20 protein-coding genes and 1 pseudogene are annotated in these 22,614 nt (G+C 72.7%); 10 read left to right on the top strand and 11 right to left on the bottom strand.

Annotation, left to right across the window (positions count from 1 at the left end; translation table 11 throughout):
* Window positions 1-113: 113 nt before the first annotated feature.
* Window positions 114-1,118 carry an EamA family transporter gene (locus Sdi02f_RS14305; protein ID WP_167458173.1) on the bottom strand — a complete coding sequence of 335 codons (1,005 nt, stop codon included), beginning with the start codon at window positions 1,116-1,118 and terminating at the stop codon, window positions 114-116.
* Window positions 1,119-1,349: 231 nt separating this feature from the next.
* Between Sdi02f_RS14305 and Sdi02f_RS14310 the strand changes: the two genes are divergently transcribed.
* On the top strand, window positions 1,350-1,802 hold the full coding sequence (locus Sdi02f_RS14310; protein WP_053663744.1) for an NUDIX hydrolase: 453 nt from the start codon (window positions 1,350-1,352) through the stop codon (window positions 1,800-1,802).
* Window positions 1,803-1,887: 85 nt separating this feature from the next.
* Here Sdi02f_RS14310 and Sdi02f_RS14315 read toward each other — a convergent pair whose 3' ends face one another.
* Together Sdi02f_RS14315 and Sdi02f_RS36730 are read right to left on the bottom strand one after the other, a co-directional pair.
* The gene (locus tag Sdi02f_RS14315) at window positions 1,888-2,493 is read right to left on the bottom strand and encodes a DinB family protein (RefSeq protein ID WP_030399332.1); all 606 of its coding nucleotides are present in this window, start codon (window positions 2,491-2,493) and stop codon (window positions 1,888-1,890) included.
* A gap of 77 nt (window positions 2,494-2,570) precedes the next feature.
* Window positions 2,571-4,118: an FG-GAP-like repeat-containing protein gene (locus Sdi02f_RS36730; RefSeq protein WP_108933367.1), complete on the bottom strand. Its 1,548-nt coding sequence runs from the start codon at window positions 4,116-4,118 to the stop codon at window positions 2,571-2,573.
* A 263-nt stretch (window positions 4,119-4,381) separates the two neighbouring features.
* Between Sdi02f_RS36730 and Sdi02f_RS14325 the strand changes: the two genes are divergently transcribed.
* Window positions 4,382-5,542: an alpha/beta hydrolase family protein gene (locus Sdi02f_RS14325; RefSeq protein ID WP_031186107.1), complete on the top strand. Its 1,161-nt coding sequence runs from the start codon at window positions 4,382-4,384 to the stop codon at window positions 5,540-5,542.
* 17 nt (window positions 5,543-5,559) lie between these two features.
* Here the strand turns inward: Sdi02f_RS14325 and Sdi02f_RS14330 are convergent, their stop codons facing one another.
* The gene (locus Sdi02f_RS14330; protein ID WP_108933430.1) at window positions 5,560-8,424 is read right to left on the bottom strand and encodes an FAD-binding and (Fe-S)-binding domain-containing protein; all 2,865 of its coding nucleotides are present in this window, start codon (window positions 8,422-8,424) and stop codon (window positions 5,560-5,562) included.
* Between the two features lie 110 nt (window positions 8,425-8,534).
* On the opposite strand from Sdi02f_RS14330, the gene serC reads away from it, so the two are divergent.
* Window positions 8,535-9,653, top strand: a complete 1,119-nt coding sequence (gene serC / locus Sdi02f_RS14335; RefSeq protein WP_108933368.1) for a phosphoserine transaminase — start codon at window positions 8,535-8,537, stop codon at window positions 9,651-9,653.
* A 73-nt stretch (window positions 9,654-9,726) separates the two neighbouring features.
* Here the strand turns inward: serC and Sdi02f_RS36735 are convergent, their stop codons facing one another.
* Entirely contained in the window at window positions 9,727-9,852 is a 126-nt protein-coding gene (locus Sdi02f_RS36735; protein WP_281262864.1) for a hypothetical protein, read from the bottom strand.
* Here Sdi02f_RS36735 and Sdi02f_RS14340 point away from each other — a divergent pair.
* Window positions 9,815-10,581: pseudogene (locus Sdi02f_RS14340) on the top strand (TetR/AcrR family transcriptional regulator); the annotation flags it as partial. The gene Sdi02f_RS36735 and the pseudogene Sdi02f_RS14340 sit on opposite strands and share 38 nt — an antisense overlap.
* A gap of 144 nt (window positions 10,582-10,725) precedes the next feature.
* On the opposite strand, the gene Sdi02f_RS14345 reads toward Sdi02f_RS14340, so the two are convergent.
* Window positions 10,726-11,718 (bottom strand): WD40 repeat domain-containing protein, encoded by a 993-nt coding sequence (locus Sdi02f_RS14345; RefSeq protein WP_167458174.1) that lies wholly within the window; start codon window positions 11,716-11,718, stop codon window positions 10,726-10,728.
* Between the two features lie 99 nt (window positions 11,719-11,817).
* Here Sdi02f_RS14345 and Sdi02f_RS14350 point away from each other — a divergent pair, with 99 nt between their 5' ends.
* The gene (locus Sdi02f_RS14350; protein ID WP_108933370.1) at window positions 11,818-12,498 is read left to right on the top strand and encodes a GDSL-type esterase/lipase family protein; all 681 of its coding nucleotides are present in this window, start codon (window positions 11,818-11,820) and stop codon (window positions 12,496-12,498) included.
* A 160-nt stretch (window positions 12,499-12,658) separates the two neighbouring features.
* Entirely contained in the window at window positions 12,659-13,651 is a 993-nt protein-coding gene (locus tag Sdi02f_RS14355) for an aldo/keto reductase (protein WP_030399340.1), read from the top strand.
* 145 nt (window positions 13,652-13,796) lie between these two features.
* Here the strand turns inward: Sdi02f_RS14355 and thpR are convergent, their stop codons facing one another.
* Window positions 13,797-14,369 carry an RNA 2',3'-cyclic phosphodiesterase gene (gene thpR, locus Sdi02f_RS14360; protein WP_108933371.1) on the bottom strand — a complete coding sequence of 191 codons (573 nt, stop codon included), beginning with the start codon at window positions 14,367-14,369 and terminating at the stop codon, window positions 13,797-13,799.
* 116 nt (window positions 14,370-14,485) lie between these two features.
* On the opposite strand from thpR, the gene Sdi02f_RS14365 reads away from it, so the two are divergent.
* Window positions 14,486-15,073, top strand: a complete 588-nt coding sequence (locus tag Sdi02f_RS14365) for a Uma2 family endonuclease (protein WP_031083574.1) — start codon at window positions 14,486-14,488, stop codon at window positions 15,071-15,073.
* Window positions 15,074-15,090: 17 nt separating this feature from the next.
* Here the strand turns inward: Sdi02f_RS14365 and Sdi02f_RS14370 are convergent, their stop codons facing one another.
* Both Sdi02f_RS14370 and Sdi02f_RS14375 read right to left on the bottom strand, forming a co-directional pair.
* Window positions 15,091-16,455, bottom strand: a complete 1,365-nt coding sequence (locus Sdi02f_RS14370) for an MFS transporter (protein WP_108933372.1) — start codon at window positions 16,453-16,455, stop codon at window positions 15,091-15,093.
* 26 nt (window positions 16,456-16,481) lie between these two features.
* Window positions 16,482-16,919 carry a MarR family winged helix-turn-helix transcriptional regulator gene (locus Sdi02f_RS14375; RefSeq protein WP_007450858.1) on the bottom strand — a complete coding sequence of 146 codons (438 nt, stop codon included), beginning with the start codon at window positions 16,917-16,919 and terminating at the stop codon, window positions 16,482-16,484.
* A 149-nt stretch (window positions 16,920-17,068) separates the two neighbouring features.
* Here Sdi02f_RS14375 and Sdi02f_RS14380 point away from each other — a divergent pair, with 149 nt between their 5' ends.
* Window positions 17,069-17,257: a hypothetical protein gene (locus Sdi02f_RS14380; RefSeq protein WP_030399344.1), complete on the top strand. Its 189-nt coding sequence runs from the start codon at window positions 17,069-17,071 to the stop codon at window positions 17,255-17,257.
* A 16-nt stretch (window positions 17,258-17,273) separates the two neighbouring features.
* Here the strand turns inward: Sdi02f_RS14380 and Sdi02f_RS14385 are convergent, their stop codons facing one another.
* A complete protein-coding gene (locus Sdi02f_RS14385) occupies window positions 17,274-18,731 on the bottom strand; it encodes an NCS2 family permease (protein ID WP_030399345.1) in 1,458 nt (485 codons plus the stop codon).
* Window positions 18,732-18,924: 193 nt separating this feature from the next.
* Between Sdi02f_RS14385 and Sdi02f_RS14390 the strand changes: the two genes are divergently transcribed.
* A complete protein-coding gene (locus Sdi02f_RS14390; protein WP_030399346.1) occupies window positions 18,925-19,212 on the top strand; it encodes a DUF2530 domain-containing protein in 288 nt (95 codons plus the stop codon).
* Between the two features lie 110 nt (window positions 19,213-19,322).
* Window positions 19,323-21,728 (top strand): HAD-IC family P-type ATPase, encoded by a 2,406-nt coding sequence (locus Sdi02f_RS14395; RefSeq protein WP_108933373.1) that lies wholly within the window; start codon window positions 19,323-19,325, stop codon window positions 21,726-21,728.
* A 22-nt stretch (window positions 21,729-21,750) separates the two neighbouring features.
* Here the strand turns inward: Sdi02f_RS14395 and Sdi02f_RS14400 are convergent, their stop codons facing one another.
* Entirely contained in the window at window positions 21,751-22,509 is a 759-nt protein-coding gene (locus Sdi02f_RS14400; protein WP_108933374.1) for a calcium-binding protein, read from the bottom strand.
* Window positions 22,510-22,614 lie beyond the last annotated feature (105 nt).

Below are 22,614 nucleotides of genomic sequence, written 5' to 3' on the forward strand. Positions count from 1 at the left end.
TCCGCCGCGACCAGGTGTGCGCCTTCCGCGACGAGCAGCCCCTTGGCCAGCAGGTCACCGACAACGGCCCGCAACGAGCCGTCCGGCACTCGCGGGCGCCCGGCGCCCGGTACCTAACCCTGGGGCACCTCGGGGAGCGCCTTCACCCTCCGTCGTCCCACCTGGGTCCGCACCGCTCCCATGCTGGCCGCGATGACCAGGGCGATGGCGGCGGACTGGGTGGCGGACAGGGCCTGGTCGAGGATGAGGAAACCGGCCGCGGCGGCGATGGCGGGCTCCAGGCTCATGAGGATGGCGAAGGTCGGCGCGGGCAGGCGGCGCAGGGCGAGGAGTTCGAGGGTGTAGGGCAGCACGGAGGAGAGCAGGGCGACACCGGCGCCCAGTCCGAGCGTCACCGGGTCGACCAGCTTCGACCCCGACTCGGCGATCCCCAGCGGCAGGAACAGCAGCGCCCCGACCGCCATCGCCAGGGCCAGCCCGTCGGCCTGCGGGAAACGCCGCCCGGTGCGGGCGCTGAAGACGATGTACGCCGCCCACATCGCGCCCGCCGCCAGGGCGAAGGCGGCACCGGCCGGGTCCAGGCCGGTGAAGCCGCCGCCGCTCAGCAGGAAGACGCCGGCCAGGGCGAGCCCGGCCCAGACGAGGTTGACCGCGCGGCGGGAGGCGAAGACGGACAGGGCGAGCGGGCCGAGCACCTCCAGGGTGACGGCGGGGCCGAGCGGGATGCGGTCGACGGCCTGGTAGAAGAGGCCGTTCATGGCGGCCATGGCGATGCCGAAGACGACGACCGTGCCCCAGTCGGCCCGGGAGTGCCCGCGCAGCCGGGGCCGGCAGACCAGCAGCATGACGACGGCGGCCACGGCCAGCCGCAGGGTCACCACGCCGAGCGCCCCGGCCCGCGGCATCAGGCTCACCGCCAGCGCGGCACCGAACTGCACGGAGATGCCCCCGGCGAGGACCAGGCCGACCGGCCCGAGGGAACCGAACCGCCCTCCCGGCGCACCGTCCGGCACCGGCGTACGGCCGGCGGCGGACGCGACGTCGGGGGCGGCCCCGGCAGCGGCGGCCGGGGACGGTGTGCCGGGTGCGGCACCGGGGGTGGCGCTGGGGGTACTCACGGGGGCTCCGGGACGGTGTGCGAGGGCGTCGTCGTTCATCAAGCTGCACTGCCAAGTACAGAGTAATGGACACCCCCGGAATCCCGGCAGGAGTTTCGACCGCACCCTCTGTCAGGCGCGTAGCGCTCTTACGCAACTGTCCGGGCCCGGGCGCCGCCTGTCAAAGCGCGTCCGCGGTGCGGGCGGGACCGCCCCGGCCGACCCGCGGACCGACCGGGTACCGTCCGCCCTGTGAGACGACTCCTGACCCGCCTCTGGCGCCTGCTGCGCCCCGTGCAGAGCCGTGTGATGTGGCTGGTGAACGCCAAGTTCGTGGTCGGCGTGACCGGCGTCGTGCGGGACGACGAGGGCAGGGTGCTGATGCTGAAGCACCGGATGTGGGCGCCGGGCCGCCAGTGGGGTCTGCCGAGCGGCTTCGCGCACCAGGGCGAGGACTTCCGGCAGACCGTGGTCCGCGAGGTCAAGGAGGAGACCGGCCTCGACGTGGAGGTGGGCCGGCTGGTCATGCTGAACAGCGGCCTGCGCACCCGCCTGGAGGTGGCCTTCGAGGCCCGCCTGGTCGGCGGCGAACTGCGCCTCGACCCGTCGGAGATCCTGGACGCCCGCTGGTGCCGCCCGGACGACCTCCCCGAGGACGCCCAGCCGGTGTGCGGCCCGCTGGTGCGGGGCGAGACGGTTCCCTGAGGTCCGCGGGCCGGGGCCGTCGGGACGCCGTCGGCCACCCGCCTGAAGTACCGCCTCGTGACGCGCCCCGGCCGGACTCCGCCGGTCAGCCCATGCTCTTGGCGCCGTCCAGGGACTCGCGGATGATGTCGGCGTGACCGGCGTGCTGGGCGGTCTCGGCGATGACGTGCATCAGCACCCGGCGGGCCGACCACTCGCTGTCGGCCTCGAACCACGGGGCCTTCGGCAACGGCTGCGTGGCGTCCAGGTCCGGCAGGGTGACGACCAGTTCGTCGGTCCGGCGGGCCACCTCGGCGTAGTCGGCCAGCACACCGGCCAGCGTCTCGCCGGGAAGCATCCGGAACTCGTCGGCCCGCCGGGCCCAGTCGGCCTCGGTCATGGCGGTGAAGTCCCCCATCACCGACGGGCCCTTCACGATGAACTCGGCCCAGTTCCGCTCGACCGCGGCCACGTGCTTGATCAGGCCGCCCAGACACAGCTCGCTGGCGGTGGTCCGGAGCCCGGCCTGCTCGTCGGTGAGGTCGCGGGTGGTGAAGCGCAGGAAGTGCCGGTGCTTGGCCAGCATCGCCAGCAGGTCGGCCCGTTCGCCGGTGACGGCCGGGGCCTGGGCCGCGTCGGGGGTGGTTCGGTCGGGGGTGGTCTGGTCGGGGGTGGTGGTCGGCTCGCTGGTGGTCGACGCGTCGAGGGTCATGGCTGGTCTCCGCCTTCCGGTGTTCCTGCTCCGTCGGTCGAGAACCACGTTAGGAACCATCTAGGTCGGATTCCGTCCTAGTGCGCGAGCGTTCCCCCGCCCATCAGCAGCCCCAGCCCCTCGGTGTCGTCGAAGGCGTCCCCGGACAGCCGCGTGACGCCCGAGGCGGAGGGGCCGTCGGCGGTGCCCGGCAGCAGGTACGCGACGCCGTCCACCGTGTCGCTGCCCGGCGCGGTCACCACGAGGTCGGCGTGGCCGTCGCCGTCCAGGTCGGTGAGGCCCACCGCGGTGCCGAAGTCGGCGGCCCCGCCCGGGGCGGCGCCGAGGTCGTCGCCGTCGAACAGCCGGGCACACTCGCCCACGAGCCCGTCCGGCCCGCCCGCCAGGAACAGCACCTGCTCCGGCCCCGGCTTGCCGTACACGTCCCACCGAGGGGCCCCCGCGACCACGTCCGCGTACCCGTCGCCGTTGACGTCCCCGGTGTCCAGGCCGGTGAAGACGGCGTCCTCGTCCTGGGGCTCCGCGCCGGGCACTCCGGGGGTGTCCCGGTCGACGGTCGTCCTGCGCCGCCCCGGCCCGTCCTGCGTCCCGTACACCACCGTCACCGAGCTGCGGCTCGCGTCACCCCCGCGGGGGCTCAGCACCAGGTCGTCGATGCCGTCGCCGTCCACGTCGCCGACCGCGCCGGTCCCCGCGTCGGGGAGGCGGACACCCGCGGGCTGCGTGAACCCGTCCCGGCCGCCGCGCAGGTAGCTCACCGGCCGGTTCAAGTCGGCCCAGGGCGCCTCCGGTTCCGGGTCGGCGGAGTGGAAGCTCACGAGGTCGTCGACGCCGTCGCCGTCGAGGTCCCCGGCGAGGAGGTCGCCGTAGAGCGCGTTGCCGACGTCGGGGGAGGGCCGGCGCGGGGCGGGGACGCGGCCGGTCCCGGCGGGGGTGCCGTCGCGCCCGAAGGGCCCCTTGAGCAGCCCTTTGCCGGAGCCGAGCCCGAAGACCAGGTCGGGGTGACCGTCCCCGTCGAAGTCCCCGGCGACGAGCTGTTCGTCCAGGATCGGGTCGTTGTCCCACGCGACGTGGCTGACGTCCGTCCCCGGCACCCGGACGGCACGGGAGAGGCCGTCCTGCGACCCCCACATGATGATCACACTGGGCTTCCAGTCGAAGACCGAGGCGGCGAGGTCGGTGTACCCGTCCCCGTCGAAGTCCCGCGCCACGACGTCCGTCCCGAAGAAGGCCTCGTCGCGGTTGTTCCCCGGTATCCCGGCGTCGTCCTGCGTCAGGTACTGGCACCGGGCGACGGCCGTCCCCTCCCCCGCCCCGTAGACGACCTCGATGCTCCCGCCGCCGGCCCCGCCCTCCACGCTCCCCATCGACCCGAGGGCCAGGTCGGGATGCCCGTCCCCGTCGAAGTCGGCGGCACCCTCCGGGGCGTGCGCGCCGGCCGCGGTGCCCCGGGCTCCGCCGGTCCCGCACGCGTACGGCGAGGCGATGCCGTCCGCCCCGCCGCCGGCGACCACGAACCCCGCGGCGACCACCAGGGCGACGACGGCCGCCCCGCCCCCGACCAGCCGGCCCCGCCCGCCGAACCGTCGCTGCCGCGCCGCCGCCTGATCGTCCGAACCATCCATACGAACGATCACGCGAGGGCACCGGCTCCCGGTTCCGGCCTCTCGGGCCGCCCGGCGTGTGGGCCGGCCGGAACACCCGTGGTGCCTCTGCCCGCGCGCGGGACCGGTCCGGACCCCGGCCGGGAGCCGGGGGCGCAGGCTCCGGGGGCCGGAACTGATACCACGGCGCCATCCGGGACCCCGCCTGTCAGGCGTCAGTCGTACGCCCAAGTACCGCCAGGAGCCGACGCGTTGGGCGGCGTCAGGCGTCTAACTTCGACCGCATGCCCAGCAGATCGAACACCTCACGCAGGACCGTCCTGACCGCGCTGCTCGCGGGAGGTCTGTCCGTCCCCCTCCTCGGAGCGGCCCCCGCGTCGTCGGCACCCGCCGCCGTACTGGCGTTGCCCTCCCCCTCCGGTCACCGCCCCGTGGGCCGCCGCACCCTGCACCTCGTCGACCGGCACCGCGCCGATCCCTGGGTGCCGACGGCGCGCGGCAGGGAGCTGATGGTGTCCGTGTCCTACCCGGCACGTCCGTCGGGCGGGGCTCCGGCGGCGTACATGACCGAGAGCGAGGCGCAACGGCTCCTGGAGGCGAAAGGGCTCGCCGGGGTCGTACCGGCCACGACGGTCGCGGGAACGCGTACGCACGCGCGGGTCGACGCACCCCCCGCGCCGGGCTGCTTCCCCCTGGTCCTCCTGTCCCCCGGCTTCTCCATGCCGCGCACCACGCTCACCGCACTCGCCGGGGAACTGGCCGCCGGCGGCTACGTCGTCGCCGCCGTGGACCACGCCTACGAGTCCGTCGGCACGGAGTTCCCCGGCGGGCGGGTCCCGTCCTGCGTGGCCTGCGACCGGGTCGGCGCCGATGTCGAGGAGGCGGCGGTCGTGCAGGGCCGGGCCGCGGACCTGTCCTTCGTGATCGACGAGTTGACGGGTCACCGGCGAGCGGGGGCACTCGCTCACGTGATCGACGCGCAGCGCATCGGCGTTGCCGGGCATTCGATCGGCGGGGCGGCCGCCATGGCGACGATGGCCGCCGACCGTCGCGTACGGGCGGGGGTCAACCTCGACGGGGGGTTCTTCGTACGCGACGCGGGGTCCGGGCTCGGCCGGCGTCCGTTCATGATGGTCGGCGCCGAGGACGTCCATGGTCCCGCCCACACCGGCAGCGACTGGGCCGCCACCTGGGGCCGCCTGCGCGGCTGGAAACGCTGGCTGACCGTGGCGGGGGCCGGGCACTTCTCCTTCACCGACATCCCCTGGCTGGCCGATCGGCTGGGGCTGGCCGATCCGGAGGTTCCCCTCTCGGGTGAGCGGGGGTGGTACATCACCCGCGACTACGTCCGGGCCTTCTTCGACCTCCACCTGCGGGGCATCCCCCAGCCGCTCCTCCAGAGCCCCACCTCCGCCCACCCCGAGGTGGAGTTCCACCGGCCCTAGCGGACCTGGAGAAGACGTCACCCGCGCCCGCCCTCACCCAGCCCCTCCGCCAGCACCTCCGCCAGATGCCGCCCCCGCACCCCCGCCAGTTGCTCCAGCTGGGTCCGGCAGGAGTAGCCGTCCGCGAGGACCACCGCTCCGTCCGGTGCCTCGCGCACGGCGGGGAGCAGGTGGTCCTCCGCGCAGGCGGCCGACACCTCGTAATGGCCTTCCTCGAAACCGAAGTTGCCCGCGAGTCCGCAGCAGCCGCCGCTCAACTCGCCGGTCAGGCCGGCCGCCCCGCGCAGCCGGCGGTCGGCCGCGTCGCCCAGGACCGCGTGCTGGTGGCAGTGGGTCTGGCCGACCGCCGGACGGTTCACGGCCGGCGGCCTCCAGTCGGGGGCATGGCGCTCCAGCGCCTCCGCGAAGGTCAGGACGCGCGAGGCGAGCCGGGCCGCGCGCGGGTCGTCGTGCAGCAGCTCGGGCAGGTCCGTGCGCAGGGCGGCCGCACAGCTCGGCTCCAGGACGACGACCGGCGCGGACGTCTCCAGCACCGGGGCCATCAGGTCCAGCGTGCGGCGCATCACCGCGCGGGCGCGGTCCAGTTGACCCGTCGAGACGTACGTCAGCCCGCAGCACACCCGCCCCCGGCGGGCCGTCAGCAGCGCCAGGGCCGACCTCGACGTACCGTCCCCGACCGCGGGCCCCCGCCCCAGCGTCGGCGGCAGCACCACCCGCAACCCGGCCGCCTCCAGCACCCGTACGGCCGCCCGGCCCACGGAGGGCGACAGGTGCTCGGTGAACGTGTCGGGCCACAGGACCACCAGGTCCCCCGCCCCACCCGGTCCGCCCCGCCTCCGCCACCACCTGCTGAACGTCTCCCCCGCGAGCCTCGGCACCTCCCGTTCCCGCGCGATCCCGCCCAGCCGCTTCGCCACCGCGGCCAACGGCCCGACCGACGCGAGCGCGTTGACGGCCGGCGCCGTCCGGGTCCGCGCCGCCCAGCGCAGCCACACCGGGAGCCACCCCAGCGCGTAGTGGGCGGCGGGACGGCGGCGCCCCTCGTAGTGGTGGTGCAGGAACTCGGCCTTGTACGTGGCCATGTCGACCTCGACCGGGCAGTCGGAGCGGCAGCCCTTGCAGGACAGGCACAGGTCCAGGGCGTCCCGGACCTCTGCCGACCGCCAGCCGTCCGTCACCAGGTCGCCGGCCAGCATCTCGTGCAGCAGGCGGGCGCGGCCCCGCGTGGAGTGCTCCTCCTCGCCCGTCGCCCGGAAGGACGGGCACATCACGTCCGCCCCGGACACCGACGTCGTACGGCACTTGGCTACCCCGACGCAGCGGCGCACCGCCGCCGAGAAGTCGCCGCCGTCGGACGGGTAGCCGAACGCGACGTCCACCGGTTCGCGCGGCAGGACGGAGAAGCGCAGGTTCGCATCGAGCGGGGCCGGGCGGACCAGCATGCCGGGGTTGAGGAGGTCGTCCGGGTCCCAGAGGGCCTTCGCGCGCTCGAAGAGGGCGACGGTCTGCGCGCCGTACATCCTCGGCAGCAGTTCCGCCCGTGCCTGTCCGTCCCCGTGCTCCCCGGACAGCGAGCCGCCGTGGGCCACCACCACGTCCGCCAGTTCCTCCGAGAAGCGGCGGAAGCGGGCGATCCCGGCCTCCGTGAGCAGGTCGAAGTCGATACGGACGTGGATGCAGCCGTCGCCGAAGTGCCCGTACGGCGTGCCGCGCAGTCCGTGGGCGGTCAGCAGCGCCCGGAAGTCGCGCAGGTAGCCGCCCAGGCGGGCAGGGGGCACCGCGCAGTCCTCCCACCCCGGCCACGCCTCGGAGCCCTCCGGCATCCTGGTCGCCGTACCGCTCGCGTCCTCCCGGACCCGCCACAGCGCCCGCTGCCCCGCGGGGTCGGTGACGACGAGGGCGTCCACGACGTCCGCCGCCGCCACGACCGCCTCCGCACGCGCGCGTGCCTCCGCCTGCGTGTCGCCGCCGGTCTCCACGAACAGCCAGGCGCCGCCCCGGGGCAGCCCCTGCGTGGACGGCACCAGGTCCACCGCCATGCCCTCCACCGTCAGCGGGCCGAGCGGCAGCAGCCCGGCCGCCGCCTCGGCCGCGCCCGCCTCGTCGGCGTAGCCCAGCACCGCCAGCGCACGCGCGCGCGGGGACTCGACCAGCCGCACGACCGCCTCCGTCAGCACGCCCAGGGTGCCCTCCGAGCCGCAGAAGGAGCGGGCGACGTCCGCGCCCCTCTCCGGCAGCAGGGCGTCCAGCGCGTAGCCGGAGATGCGGCGCGGGAGGTCGGGGAAACCGGTGCGCAGGCGGGCCAGGTCGCCGTCCACCAGCTCCCGCAGCCCCTCGGGCGCCCCGGCCCACTCCTGCCCCAGCCGCAGCCGCTGCCCCCGCGCGGTGAGCACGGACAGCTCGCGCACGCTGTCCGCCGTCGTGCCCCAGGCCACCGAGTGGGAGCCGCAGGAGTTGTTGCCGATCATGCCGCCGAGGGTGCAGCGGCTGTGGGTGGAGGGGTCGGGTCCGAACCGGAGCCCGTGCGGGGCGGCGGCGTCCTGGAGCCGGTCGAGGACGAGCCCCGGCTGCACGACGGCCGTGCGCGCCTCCGGATCGAGGGCGAGCAGCCGGTTCATGTGCCGCGTGAAGTCCAGCACCACCCCCGTGCCGGTCGCCTGCCCGGCGATCGAGGTGCCGCCGCCGCGCGCCACGACCGGCACGCCGCGCTCCCGGCACACCTCCAGCACGGCCGCCACGTCGTCGGCGTCCCTCGGCGCCACGACACCGAGGGGGACCCTCCGGTAGTTCGACGCGTCCATGGTGGTCAGGGCCCGGGCGGTGACGTCGAACCCGACCTCGCCGCGGACGGCCCCGCGCAGTGCTGCCTCCAGATCCGTCATGCCCTCCAGCATGGCGCTCGTAGCTCCCTACAGGTCCGCACGGCGGAGATCTCGTCTCATCGGACGGACATGTCTTCGTCCGGTTTGGCCGAGGCGATACCCTCCGGCTCGTGGCTGAGATCCAGATTCCTGCTGACATCAAGCCCGCGGACGGTCGATTCGGCGCGGGTCCCTCCAAGGTGCGGGTGGAGGCGCTGGACGCCCTGGCCGCCACCGGTACGTCCCTGCTCGGCACCTCCCACCGCCAGGCGCCCGTCAAGAACCTGGTCGGCAAGGTCCGTGAGGGCATCCGCGAGCTGTTCCGGCTCCCCGACGGCTACGAGGTGATCCTCGGCAACGGTGGTTCCACCGCGTTCTGGGACGTCGCGACGCACGGCCTGATCGAGAACAAGTCGCAGCACCTGAGCTTCGGCGAGTTCTCCTCCAAGTTCGCCAAGGCCGCCAAGCTCGCCCCCTGGCTGGCCGAGCCGACCGTCGTCTCCGCCGACCCGGGCACCCACCCCGAGGCGCACGCCGAGGCGGGCGTGGACGTGTACGGCCTCACGCACAACGAGACCTCGACCGGCGTCGCGATGCCCATCCGGCGCGTCGCCGGCGCCGACGAGGGCGCCCTCGTCCTGGTCGACGCGACGTCGGGCGCGGGCGGTCTGCCGGTGGACATCTCCGAGACCGACGTCTACTACTTCGCCCCGCAGAAGTCCTTCGCCTCCGACGGCGGCCTGTGGATCGGCCTCTTCTCCCCGGCCGCGCTGGAGCGCGCCGAGCGGGTGCACGCCTCGGGCCGGCACGTCCCGGAATTCTTCTCCCTGCCGACGGCGATCGACAACTCCCGCAAGAACCAGACGTACAACACCCCTGCGCTGGCCACGCTCTTCCTGCTGGGCGAGCAGCTCGACTGGATGAACGGCCAGGGCGGCCTGGACTTCACCACGGCCCGCACCAAGGACTCCTCGAACCGCCTGTACACGTGGGCCGACGAGTCCAAGTACGCCACCCCGTTCGTCTCCGACCCGGCCAAGCGCTCCCAGGTCATCGGCACCATCGACTTCGCCGACGACATCGACGCCGCCGCGGTCGCCAAGGTGCTGCGCGCCAACGGCGTCGTCGACACCGAGCCGTACCGCAAGCTCGGCCGCAACCAGCTCCGCGTGGCGATGTTCCCGGCGATCGACCCGTCGGACGTCGAGGCACTGACGAAGTGCGTCGACTACGTGATCGAGAAGCTCTAGCCTCCGGCGACGACGTGCAAGAGGGCGCCCGGTGACGCACGTCGCCGGGCGCCCTTCGCGTGTTCGGACGGCCCTACCCGTCGGCGAACAGTTCCTCGGCGCGCGCCAGGCTGAGGGACCGGTCCAGCCAGGTGCTCAACACGTCGAGATCGGTGCACCCGGTGACTCGCGGCACGGAGACCAGCGGCGGCGGCGACATCGGCCGCACCCTCGAACTGTTGTGGGACACCGGCCGGCGCCCCAGCCGGGGGCCGAGGCCCGGCCTGACGCTGGACCGGATCGTCGAGACCGCCGTCGAGGTCGCGGACCGGGAGGGTCTGGGCGCGCCGTCTCGATGCGCCGGATCGCCACCGAGCTGGGCACCGGCACGATGTCGCTGTACCGCTACGTCCCCGGCAAGGCCGAGCTGCTCGACCTCATGCTGGACCGCGTGCAGCGCCCGTCCGACGACCCCGCCGGCTTCGGCGACGGCGACTGGCGCTCGGCGCTCCACGCGCTCGGCCACGCCACGCTCGCCCTCTACCGCCGCCACACCTGGCTGCTGGAGGTCAACCAGTCCCGCCCGATCCTCGGCCCGGCCGCCCTGGACAGCATGGAGAAGGTGCTCGCCCGGATCAGGCCGATGGGCCTGACCGACCCCGAGCTGGTGTCGGTGATCGTCATGATCGACGGGTACGTCGTCGGGGCCGCCCGCACCCAGGTGTACGAGCGGGAGGCCGAGCGCAGCTCCGGCCTGACGGACGCGGAGTTCTGGCGGGCCCAGGAGCCGGTGCTCGTGAAGGCCATGACGAGCGGGCGCTACCCCGTGCTGGCCTCCCTCTCGGAGGACGCCTTCGGCGGGGGCTTCGACCACTTCGAGTTCGGGCTCCAGCGCATCCTGGACGGGCTGGAGACGCTGGTGGCCTCCCGACGGGCGACGGACCACCGCACCCCGGCGGACGCCCCCGCCCCGGCGGACGCCCCCGCCCCGGCGGACGCCCCCGCCCCGGCCGACGCCCCCACCGCCGCGGACGCCCCGGCCCCGGCGGAGCGCGGGCCCGTCACGCGGCCCGGCCGCTCGGCGGCGCCCGGATCAGCGGCGCCCGAAGACCCGGCGTAGGCCGAAGAGCGCGGCGAACGCGACGAGCAGCCCGACCGCGCCGATCTTGAGCGTGTCCCCGCCCGCCGCGCCGGAGCCCTCGCCCGAGGCGTGGGACCCGGACCCCGCTCCGCCGCCGGAGTCGCCGCCGGCCCGCCCGGGCACGTCCTGGGCCTTCACGGGGCTGTTGACGCCCTCCATGCCGAGCAGCAGCTTCTTGCCGTCGATCGTGTACGTGGCGGACTCGCCCTGCCCCAGGGGCACGTTGATCCGTCCCGTGCGCCGGATCTTCCCGCCGTTCCAGTCGTACCAGATGCCCCCGAGGTAACCGCGCACGGCGAGTTGCTCACCGTCCGGGGAGAACGCGGCGTCCGTCGCCCAGAGGTCCACCGGGACGGTGGGCCGGAAGATGTTGGTGCCGGAGGACGACAGCTTCGCCGGGCCCTCGTACAGGTGCCCGCCGTCCTCGTGCTTGTCGATGATGTAGACCCGGCCGGTCTTCGGGTGGACCAGCATCGACTCCGCGTCGCGGGAACCGTCCGTGTACGTGACGACGTACTGCGTCGCCTTCACCGTCTGGTCCTTGAGTTCCGTCGGCTCGGGCAGCTCGTAGATCCACACGTGCGGCCAGGTCACGCCGTCGTTGTCCCCGATGTCGCCGACGAAGATCTTGTTGCCGGGGCCGATGGCGATGGCCTCGACGTCGCGCGGGGTGCCGACGCCGGACAGGGCGACGCGGGCGACGGTCTCGCCGGTGGCGCCGTCCACGGCGTAGAGGTAGGGCCCGGTGTCCTGGTCGTTGTGCGTCCAGTAGACGCCGGGGTGCAGGCGGGACGCGGCGAGGCCGCTGGACTCGGTGATGCGCGGGTCCTTGATCGTGAACCCGTCGCTCCCGGCGGGGCCGTCGTCCCCGTCCGCCGCCGAGGCGGGCACGGCGAACGCGCCCACGAGGAGGGCCGAGGCGAGGAGGGCGAAGGGTCGGCGCATGCGCCAAGCCTGCCATCCCGCACGGGCGTTCACGACGGCGGCCAGGTGCGTGGGAGGGCTCACATCGCGTCGACCGGGCCGATCGTCCATGATGAGCGGATGCTCAGGTTCATGTTCGTCGGTGACTCCATGACGATCGGGAGCGCCGGCGAACACACGTGGCGCTACCGGCTGTGGCAGCACCTGCGCGACTCCCACGGCCGCCCCTTCACCTTCGTCGGTCCGCGCGAGACCCTCCACGACCGGGTGACGGACGCCCCCACCTCGTACGCCTACGCCGAACCCGCCTTCCCCCGTGCCCACCTGGCCGGCTGGGGCGAGGGCTGGCACCACATGACCCCGCTGATCGGCGAGGCGGTGCGCTCCTGCCGCGCGGACGTCCTCCTGGTCTCCCTGGGCCTGATCGACCTCGGCTTCTACACCAACGCCGAGCAGACCGCCGCCAACGTCCGCGCCTTCGTGGCCGCCGCCCGCTCGGCCAACCCGCGGGTCCGCATCGCCGTGATGCCGGTCCTGCACAACATCCGGGTGGACGCCGACGAGACCTTCGCCGAGCAGGTCGCCCACTTCAACGAACTCCTCACCAAGACCGTCACCGACCTCGACGACCCCGGCGCCCCGCTGCTGCTCGTCCCGGCCCCGCCGGCGTACGACTTCCACACGGACACCTACGACGGCACGCACCCCAACGAGAGCGGCGAACACCGGATCGCGGAGGCGTTCGCTGAGGCGCTGTACGAGGAGTGGGGGCTGGGCGGGCCGTACGCCGCCTGCTCGTAGGAGCCCCGCGCCCAGCGGCCCGCGGCGTCCTCCTTCGGGCAGGACCCGGACCTCGCCGACACCGTCCTCGGCCCCACCCCCAGGCCCGACACATTCCCCCGCGACCGACCGGCCGCACCCGCTTGCCTGGAGCGCACTCCACGTCGTTGGCTTGGGAACCATGAAGTACACGCAGCTCGGACGCACGGGACTCAAGGTCAGCCGGCTCGTCCTCGGCACCATGAACTTCGGTCCGCAGACCGACGAGGCCGACAGTCACGCGATCATGGACGCGGCGCTGGACGCCGGCATCAACTTCTTCGACACCGCCAACGTGTACGGCTGGGGCGAGAACAAGGGCCGTACCGAGGAGATCATCGGCAACTGGTTCGCCCAGGGCGGCGACCGGCGCGACAGGACCGTCATCGCCACCAAGGTGTACGGCAACATGGGCGCCGACGGCGAGGCGTGGCCCAACCACGACAAGCTGTCCGCCGTGAACATCAGGCGGGCGGTGGACGCGAGCCTGAAGCGCCTGCGCACCGACCACATCGACCTGTACCAGTTCCACCACATCGACCGCGCCACCGGGTTCGACGAGATCTGGCAGGCGATCGACACCCTGGTCCAGCAGGGCAAGGTGCTCTACGCCGGGTCGTCGAACTTCCCCGGGTACAAGATCGCGCAGGCCAACGAGACCGCCGCCCGGCGCGGCGGGACCATCGGCCTGGTCAGCGAGCAGTGCCTGTACAACCTGGCCGAGCGCCGCGCCGAGATGGAGGTGATCCCGGCCGCGCAGGAGTACGGCCTCGGGGTCATCCCGTGGTCGCCGCTGCACGGCGGGCTGCTCGGCGGGGTGATCAGGAAGGAGGTCCAGGGCGGGCGCCGGGCCTCCGGGCGCGCGGCCGACACGCTGGCCGACCCGGCGAAGCGGGCGCAGATCCAGGCGTACGAGGACCTGCTCGACAAGCACGGGGTGGAGCCCGGCGAGGCCGCGCTGGCCTGGCTGCTGACCCGGCCCGGCGTGACCGGCCCGATCGTGGGCCCGCGCACGGCCGAGCAGCTCGCGTCGGCGCTGCGCGCCGTGGAGCTGGAGCTGTCGGACGAGCTGCTGACCGGGCTCGACGAGGTCTTCCCGGGGCCGGGGCCGTCGCCGGAGGCCTTCGCCTGGTAGCCGGGGCGGCAGCGGGGTGAGCGGGGGGGGCGGCCGCCCCCGGGCGGGTCAGCCGAGGGCCGCCGCCACCGCCACCACGACGAGCATCAGCACGAGCACACCGGCCATGATCCGGTTACGGGTCTTCGGGTCCACGCCCCCGAGCCTAACCGGAGGCGCCGAGCGGACTGCGGGCGACCGTGTCGTAACGGGGCTGCTCGCCCGGCACGCCCGAGGCGGGCAGGGTGCTGCGCACCAGCGCCAGGTCCGTCACCGTCCAGGGGGGCCCGGCGAATCCGGCCAGCGCCTCGACGCAGGGCCGTACGTCGTGCGCCTGCCGGCTGCGGGCCAGCGTCAGGTGCGCCGTGTAGCGCCGGTGCCCGTACATCGCCAGGCCCGCCCTGCGCCCCGCCGACTCCGCGCGGCCGGCCAGCAGCCGCAGCGTCGCGAGGTCGCCCTGCGCACCCGCCCACAGGGCCCTGCCGCGCCCGAACTGCCCGCCGCCGCGCAGCGCCAGCTCGAAGGGCTCGGTGCGGCGCGCCGCCCGCTCCAGGCGGGCCGACAGGTCGGGGACGAGGCCGTCGTCGACCTCGCCGTAGAAGGCGAGCGTGAGGTGCCACCCGTCCCGCCCGGTCCAGCGCAGCCCGTCCGCCGCGGGCAGCCGCCGCAGCGCGGCCACCTCGGCGGCGAGGGAGGCGGTGACGTCCTCGGGGGGCAGCACGGCGGCGAACAGTCTCATGCCGGTCAGTCTTCCCCGGAGAACACGTGTACGTCCGCGCGTGCCCTGGTCACCGTGCGTATCGTTGTACCGCGCGGCTGCACTCGCGTCGGGGGCAGCCGGGGAGGAGCGCCACGATGACCGTCCTTGACGACAGGATCGAGATGGCCGAAGAGAGCACCGAGCTGACTCTGGACGTCATGTTCGAGTGGCTTGAGAAGATGCCCGTCCCCGAGGGATACAAGACCGAGATCGTCGGGGGTCACATCTTCATGACGCCGCAGCGGGACACCCACTGGGACATCATTCTGGACATCGTCGAGCAACTGCGGACCAAGTATCCCCGCAAGCGCGTGAAGTCCGACGTCCGTATGGACTACCCCGGTTATCTCAACGGTTTCGCCTCCGACGTCGTGGCCCTGGCCGAAGGAGCCCGGAAGGACGACAAGGGGCACTGGCGACCGGAGGACGTCGAGTTCGTCGCCGAGGTCGTCTCCCGGAGCACAGCCGGCAACGACCACGGACCCAAGAAGGACGCCTACGCCGCCGCCGGTGTCCCGGTGTACCTGATCGTGGATCCCTACGCCGGGGAGTGGCACCTGCACACCCTGCCGGAGGACGGCAAGTACCACGCGTGCGTCGGCTTCGGCTTCGGCGAGGACATCGACCTCACCCGCACCGTCGTCGGCCTCACCCTCAAGACCGACGATTTCCCCCGCGGCTGACCGGGAACGCCCCCGTCCTACGCCACCGGCGCCAGCGCCTCCCGCCGGTCCCGGGGCACGAAGCGGACCTGGGGATGGCCGCGGTGCCAGCCGACGGACAGGCGGAGGTTGCCGACGCGGGCCAGGACCAGGCCGATGACGAGTGCGGCGCCGGCCGCCACCGCGCCGCCCGCGGCGAAGCCGGCCCGGGCGCCGTAGGCGTCGGTGACCCAGCCGACGATCGGGGCGCCGATCGGGGAGCCGCCGAGGAAGACCATCATGTAGAGGGCCATCACGCGGCCCCGCATGGCCGGGTCGGTGGACATCTGGATGCTGGTGTTGGCGGTGACGTTGACCGTCATGCTGAAGACGCCGATCGGGACCATCAGCAGCGCGAAGAGCCACAACTCGGGCGCCGCCGACGCGACGATCTCCAGGGCGCCGAAGCCGAGGGCCGCGGCGATCAGGACACGCAGCCGGGCGGTGCCGCGGCGGGCGGCGAGCAGGGCGCCGGCCAGCGAGCCGACGGCCATGAGGGTGTTGAAGAGGCTGTACGCCCCGGCGCCCGCGTGGAAGACGTCGTCGGCGAAGGCGGAGAGGAAGACCGGGAAGTTGAAGCCGAAGGTGCCGATGAAGCCGACCAGCACGATGGTCCAGATCAGCTCGGGGCGGCCGGCGACGTAGTGCAGGCCCTCGCGGAGCTGGCCCTTGCCGCGCGGGGCGCGCCGCACGGCGTGCAGGTCGCGGGCGCGCATCAGCAGCAGGCAGGTGAGCGGCGCGACGAAGGACAGGCCGTTGGCGAGGAACGCCCAGCCGGTGCCCACGCCGGTGATCATCACACCGGCGACGGCGGGACCGACCAGGCGGGCGGACTGGAAGTTGGCCGAGTTCAGACTGACCGCGTTCTGCAGTTGGTCCCGGCCGACCAGCTCGGCGACGAACGACTGCCGGGCGGGGTTGTCGAGGACGGTGGCCAGGCCCATCGCGAAGGCGGCGACGTAGACGTGCCAGACCTGGACCTGGCCGCTGAGGGTGAGGACGGCGAGGGCGAGCGCGGACAGGGCCATCGCGGACTGGGTGAACAGCAGCGTGGTCCGCTTGCGCCAGCGGTCGACCAGGACGCCGCCGTAGAGGCCGAAGAGCAGCATCGGCAGGAACTGCAGGGCGGTGGTGATGCCGACGGCGGCGGAGGAGCCGGTGAGGCTGAGGACGAGCCAGTCCTGGGCGATGCGCTGCATCCAGGTGCCGATGTTGGAGACGACCTGGCCCAGGAAGAACAGGCGGTAGTTCCTGACCTTCAGGGAGGCGAACATCGACGTCTTGCGAGGGGTCCGGGGGGTGCCGGTGGGGTCGTCGTGGCCGTCGGGTGCGGGGGCGGAAGCTGCTCCGGGTCCCGTACTCAAAAGGGTTCGCCTCCTCGCGAAAATGCTTACCGGTGTGCGAGCTTCTCCAGCACGGGGGCGGCGGCGCGCAGTTTCGCCCACTCGTCCTCGTCGAGTCCCTCGACCAGCGTGGCCAGGAACGCGTTCCGCTTGCGGCGGCTCTCCTCGAGCATCACCACGGCCTGCTCGGTCTGCGTCACGACCTTCTGGCGCCGGTCCTCGGGGTGCGGCTCCAGCCGGACCAGGCCCTTGGCCTCGAGCAGGGCCACGATGCGGGTCATCGAGGGCGGCTGGACGTGCTCCTTGCGGGCCAGCTCGCCCGGGGTCGCGCTGCCGCAGTTGGACAGGGTGCCCAGCACCGACATCTCGGTGGGGCTGAGCGACTCGTCGACCCGCTGGTGCTTGAGCCGACGGGACAACCGCATCACGGCGGAGCGCAGGGAGTTCACGGCGGCGGCGTCGTCGCCATGCTTGAGGTCCGGCATGTTCCTTAGCGTAACTCATTAGTCTCGCGAAATACCACCGCTGGAGCGCACGTGTGCCCGTGACGCCCGCCACTGAAACCCACAGTTCACCCGTACGAGTGAGTCGTTTCCGGAAATCGGAGCGTCACCCGGCGGGCCCGGCGACCCTCGTGCTCATGGGGACCAGCGTGCTCAGCCTGCGGATGGACAGGGAGCTGCTCGACCGGCTCCGGGACCATGCCGCCAAAAGAGGAATGAGCGTCCAGGACTATGTCGTCCGGACGCTCATTCGGGATGACTTCGACGAGCGGTTCCAGTCCGCCGTGGAGGAGACGGAACGGTTCTACGGGGTCACCTGAGGCGGCCCCGCGGGTCTCACGTCAGGCCCAGGGCCGGCATCAGGTAGTAGAAGGCGAAGACCGCCGACACCACGTGCATCGCCACCGGCACCTCACGGCCCCGCCCGGAGGCCAGGCGCAGCACCGAGAAGGTGATGAAGCCCATGCCGATGCCGTTGGTGATCGAGTAGGTGAACGGCATCATCAGCATCGTCACGAAGGCCGGGATGGCGATCGTGAAGTCGGACCAGTCGATCTCCCTGATCGAACCGGCCAGGATCAGGAAGCCGACCGCGATCAGCGCCGGGGTCGCCGCCTGGGACGGCACCATGGTGGCGACCGGCGTGAGGAACAGCGCCACGGCGAACAGCGCACCGGTGACGATGTTGGCGAAGCCGGTGCGGGCGCCCTCGCCGACACCGGCCGTGGACTCCACGAAGCAGGTGGTGGCGGAGGCGGAGCTGGCACCGCCCGCGGCGACCGCGACGCCGTCGACGAACAGGACCTTGTTGATGCCCGGCATCTGGCCCTCGCCGTCGGTCAGCTTCGCCTCGTCGCTGACGCCCATGATCGTGCCCATCGCGTCGAAGAAGCACGACAGCAGCACGGTGAAGACGAACAGGACGCCGGTCAGGACGCCGACCTTGCCGAACCCGCCGAACAGGCTGACCTGGCCGACCAGTCCGAAGTCGGGCGTGGCCACGGGGTTGCCGGGCCACTCGGGGGTGGTCAGGCCCCAGGACGGGATCTCGGTGACGGCGTTGACGATCACCGCGATCACGGTCATCACGACGATCGAGATCAGGATGGCGCCGGGGGTCTTGCGGACGATCAGCGCGAGGGTCAGCAGCACACCCAGGACGAAGATCAGCACCGGCCAGCCGTGCAGGTGGCCGCCGACGCCGAGCTGGAGCGGGACGGTGGTCTGCGCGGCGTCCGGCATCCGGGTGATGAAGCCGGAGTCGACGAGGCCGACGATCATGACGAACAGGCCGATACCGATGGAGATGGCCTTGCGCAGGCCGTAGGGGACGGCGTTCATCACGCGCTCGCGCAGACCGGTGGCGACCAGCAGCATGACGACGAAGCCGGCCAGGACGACCATGCCCATGGCGTCCGGCCAGGACATCCGCGGAGCGAGCTGCAGGGCGACGACCGAGTTCACGCCGAGGCCCGCGGCCAGCGCGATCGGGACGTTGCCGATGACGCCCATCAGCAGGGTGGTGAAGGCGGCCGTCAGCGCGGTCGCCGTGACGAGCTGGCCGTTGTCGAGCTGGTGGCCGTACATGTCCTTCGCGCTGCCCAGGATGATCGGGTTCAGCACGATGATGTAGGCCATCGCGAAGAAGGTGGCGAAGCCGCCTCGGATCTCACGGGGCAGGGTGCTGCCGCGCTCGGAGATCTTGAAGTAACGGTCGAGACCGTTCTGCGGGGGCCGCCGGTCCTCCGGCGGCTCGGGGGACGGGGGGACCTTGGCGGTGGCCGAGGTGGACATGCGGGGACCTCATCACCAACAGGTTCCCCCACGGCCTTGTCGGTGTTCCTCTTGGTGTTTTCTACGAATGAAAGCGGTCAGAGACAAACGGGTTCAGTATGAACGTATGAGCCGCAGATCGCTATCTCCGCGCGTAGACCCGGGGTGGTGCCGCGCCGTCAACCCGTCCGCGCGCTCCTCGTAAGCTGTACGCATGACGAAGTGGACACCCACGCACGAGGCACCGGAGCCCCTGGAGGGCCCCGTGGTACCGACCGTGGTCGGCGGCACCGTCCTCTGGTTCGTCCTCTTCCTGGTGCAGCTCCCCTTCTACGGCTGGTTCGACGACCACGGGCACGCCTGGTGGGTGTGGACCTGCCTGGCCGGTGCCGGTCTCGGCCTGATCGGCATCTGGTACGTCCGGGGGCGCGACGCCGCGCTCAAGCGGCAGGCCGCCGCACGGGACGGCGAGGGCACGCGGGCGGATCACCCCACCGCCTAGTACCGGGGTAGTACCGGGGCAGCAGACCGCGCCGGAACCCCTCGTACCCAGGTCGGATCTTCGCCCTGCCCGGTGGGTGGAGGGGCGGAACCGCACGTACCGTCGAATGCATGACGCATCTCGACGCGGACAGACGCGACCCCGCGCCCGCGCACGCCGTGGACAGCCCTCCGCCCGCGACCGGACTGACGGCGGCCGACGTCGCGGAGCGGATCGCCCGCGGTCAGGTCAACGACGTGCCGGTGCGCAGCAGCCGCTCCCTGGCCGAGATCGTCCGTGCCAACGTCTTCACCCGGTTCAACGCGATCATCGGCGTGCTCTGGGTGATCATGCTGTTCGTCGCGCCGATCCAGGACAGCCTGTTCGGCTTCGTGATCCTCGCCAACACCGGCATCGGCATCGTCCAGGAGTGGCGGGCGAAGAAGACCCTCGACTCGCTGGCCGTGATCGGCGAGGCCCGCCCCACGGTCCGCCGGGACGGGAAGCCCACCGAGGTCAGTACGTCCGCGATCGTGCTGGACGACGTCATCGAGATCGGCCCGGGCGACAAGGCGGTCGTCGACGGGGTGTGCGCCGAGGCCGACGGGCTGGAGATCGACGAGTCCCTGCTGACCGGCGAGGCCGACCCGGTCGTCAAGCGGCCCGGCGACGCGATCATGTCGGGCAGCTTCGTGGTCGCGGGCGGCGGCGCGTTCCGGGCGACCAAGGTGGGGCGCGAGGCGTACGCCGCGCAGCTCGCCGAGGAGGCGTCCCGCTTCACGCTGGTCCAGTCGGAGCTGCGCAGCGGCATCTCCACGATCCTCAAGTACGTCACCTGGATGATGGTCCCCACCGCGATCGGCCTGGTCCTCAGCCAGCTGCTCGCCAAGAACAACACGCTGGACGACTCGCTCGCGCGCACCGTCGGCGGCATCGTGCCCATGGTCCCCGAGGGCCTGGTGCTGCTCACCTCCGTCGCCTTCGCGATCGGCGTCGTCCGGCTGGGCCGCAAGCAGTGCCTCGTGCAGGAGCTGCCGGCCATCGAGGGCCTGGCCCGCGTCGACACCGTCTGCCTGGACAAGACCGGCACCCTCACCGAGGGCGGCATGGACGTCACCGGCCTGCGCCTGCTCGGCGGCGCCGACGAGGAGCACGTCCGCGGCGTGCTCGGTGCCCTGGGCCAGTCCGACCCGCGGCCCAACGCCTCCCTCCAGGCGATCATCGACGCCTACCCGGTCGCCGGTGCCGCCGGCGCGTGGACGTGCACGGGGGCGCTGCCCTTCTCCTCCGCCCGCAAGTACAGCGGCGCCGCCTTCGACGAGGGCGACGGCACCACCGGCACCTGGCTGCTGGGCGCGCCGGACGTGCTGCTGGCCGAGGACGACCCGGCGCTCGCGGAGACCGGGCGCCTGAACGAACAGGGCCTGCGCGTCCTGCTGCTGGCCCGCGCCCGGCGCGGCCTGGACGACGCGGAGGTCGCCGAGGGGGCCGAGCCCACCGCCCTGGTCGTCCTGGAGCAGCGACTGCGCCCGGACGCCGCCGACACGCTGCGCTACTTCGCCGACCAGGACGTCCGCGCCAAGGTCATCTCCGGCGACAACGCGGTGTCGGTCGGCGCGGTGGCGGCCAAGCTCGGGCTGTCCGGCACCACCGTCGACGCGCGCCGGCTGCCCGCCGAGCCGGAGGAGATGGCGGGTGCCCTGGACGAGGGCACGGTGTTCGGGCGGGTCACCCCGCAGCAGAAGCGGGACATGGTGGGCGCCCTGCAGTCGCGCGGCCACACGGTCGCGATGACCGGTGACGGCGTCAACGACGTCCTCGCGCTCAAGGACGCCGACATCGGCGTGGCGATGGGCTCCGGCTCGGAGGCGACGCGGGCGGTCGCGCAGATCGTGCTGCTCAACAACAGCTTCGCCACCCTGCCGTCGGTGGTGGCCGAGGGCCGCCGCGTGATCGGCAACATCACGCGCGTGGCGACCCTGTTCCTGGTCAAGACCGTGTACTCGGTGCTCCTGGCGGTCCTGGTGGTCTGCTCGCAGGTGGAGTACCCGTTCCTGCCCCGCCACCTCACCCTGCTCTCCACGCTCACCATCGGTGTCCCCGCCTTCTTCCTGGCCCTCGCCCCGAACAAGGAACGGGCCAGGCCCCACTTCGTACGGCGCGTGATGCGGTACGCGGTCCCGGGCGGGGTGGTGGCCGGTGCGGCGACCTTCGTGACGTACCTGGTCGCGCGGCACCACTACACCGGTCCGGACGCGCTGAACGCCGAGACGAGCGCGGCGACGCTGACCCTGTTCCTGATCTCGATGTGGGTGCTGGCGATCATCGCGCGGCCGTACACGTGGTGGCGGCTGGCGTTGGTGGCGGCCATGGGCCTGGCCTTCGTGGTGGTGCTGGTGGTGCCGTGGCTGCAGAGCTTCTTCGCGCTGAAGCTGGTGGGGGTGACGATGCCGTGGACCGCCGTGGGCGTCGCGGTGATCGCGGCGGCCGCCCTGGAGCTCCTGTGGAGGTGGGTCGACCGCCGCTTCCCCGTCTGACCGCCGCTCCCCCGCCGGGGGGCTACTTCACGTCGACGAAGTCGGAGACCGAGGTGATCGCCCCGGACGTCGAGTTGCCGACGAAGACGTAGCGGTAGTAGCCGTCCGCGGTGGCCTTGACGGTGGTGCTGAGGTTGCCCGACGTGTTGGACTTGACGGTCTTCAGCGTGGTGTAGCTCTTGGCGCCCTTCTTCAGGTACTGGAGCTGCACCGACTGCCCGCCGTACGCCCCGTACTTGAGCGTCTCCCAGTTGGCGCGGCTGAGCTTGCCGGTGACCGTGAGGGTCTTGCCCTTCTTCACCGGCTCCGGCGAGGCGTTGGTCGTCAGGGCGCTGCCGCGCTGGAACTTGAAGGACCCGGCCTTGTCCTTCCACACGTAGTCGTGGTCGTTGGCGTCGATCCACACGCCGACGTACCAGGTGCCGGCCATCGCGTTGCTGAGGTAGTCCGTCCGCGGGTCGGTCTTCACCGAGGCGGTGCAGGTGGAGGTGGTGGCGCTGACCTTCTTGCAGGACGGTTTGCCCGTCGACTCGAAGCCGTACCCCGGGCCCGCCAGCGTGAAGGATTCGGCGCCCGCGATGCCGGAGTCGTCGGTGGCGGTGACGCTGACCGAGAAGGTCTTGGCGGAGCCGGTGCCGATGGTCACCTTGTTGTCGCCGTCGACGACGACCTTGGTGATCCGGATGTCGCCGCTCCCGCCGTCGGCCTGCGCGGCCGGGACGGCGAGGGCGGTCAGGGCCAGGGCGCCGGTGGCGGATGCCGCCAGGACTCGTGTGCGCATGTGTTCCCCACGTGGTGACAGGGGACCCCGGTGGTCGTCGCCGCGCCGGGGCCCGGAGGGTCGTGAGTCTGCTGACTCGCCTCATAGATCCCCGGCGGGGCGCGA

The sequence above is a fragment of the Streptomyces ardesiacus genome (assembly GCF_003112575.1).
GTDB lineage: Bacteria > Actinomycetota > Actinomycetes > Streptomycetales > Streptomycetaceae > Streptomyces > Streptomyces ardesiacus.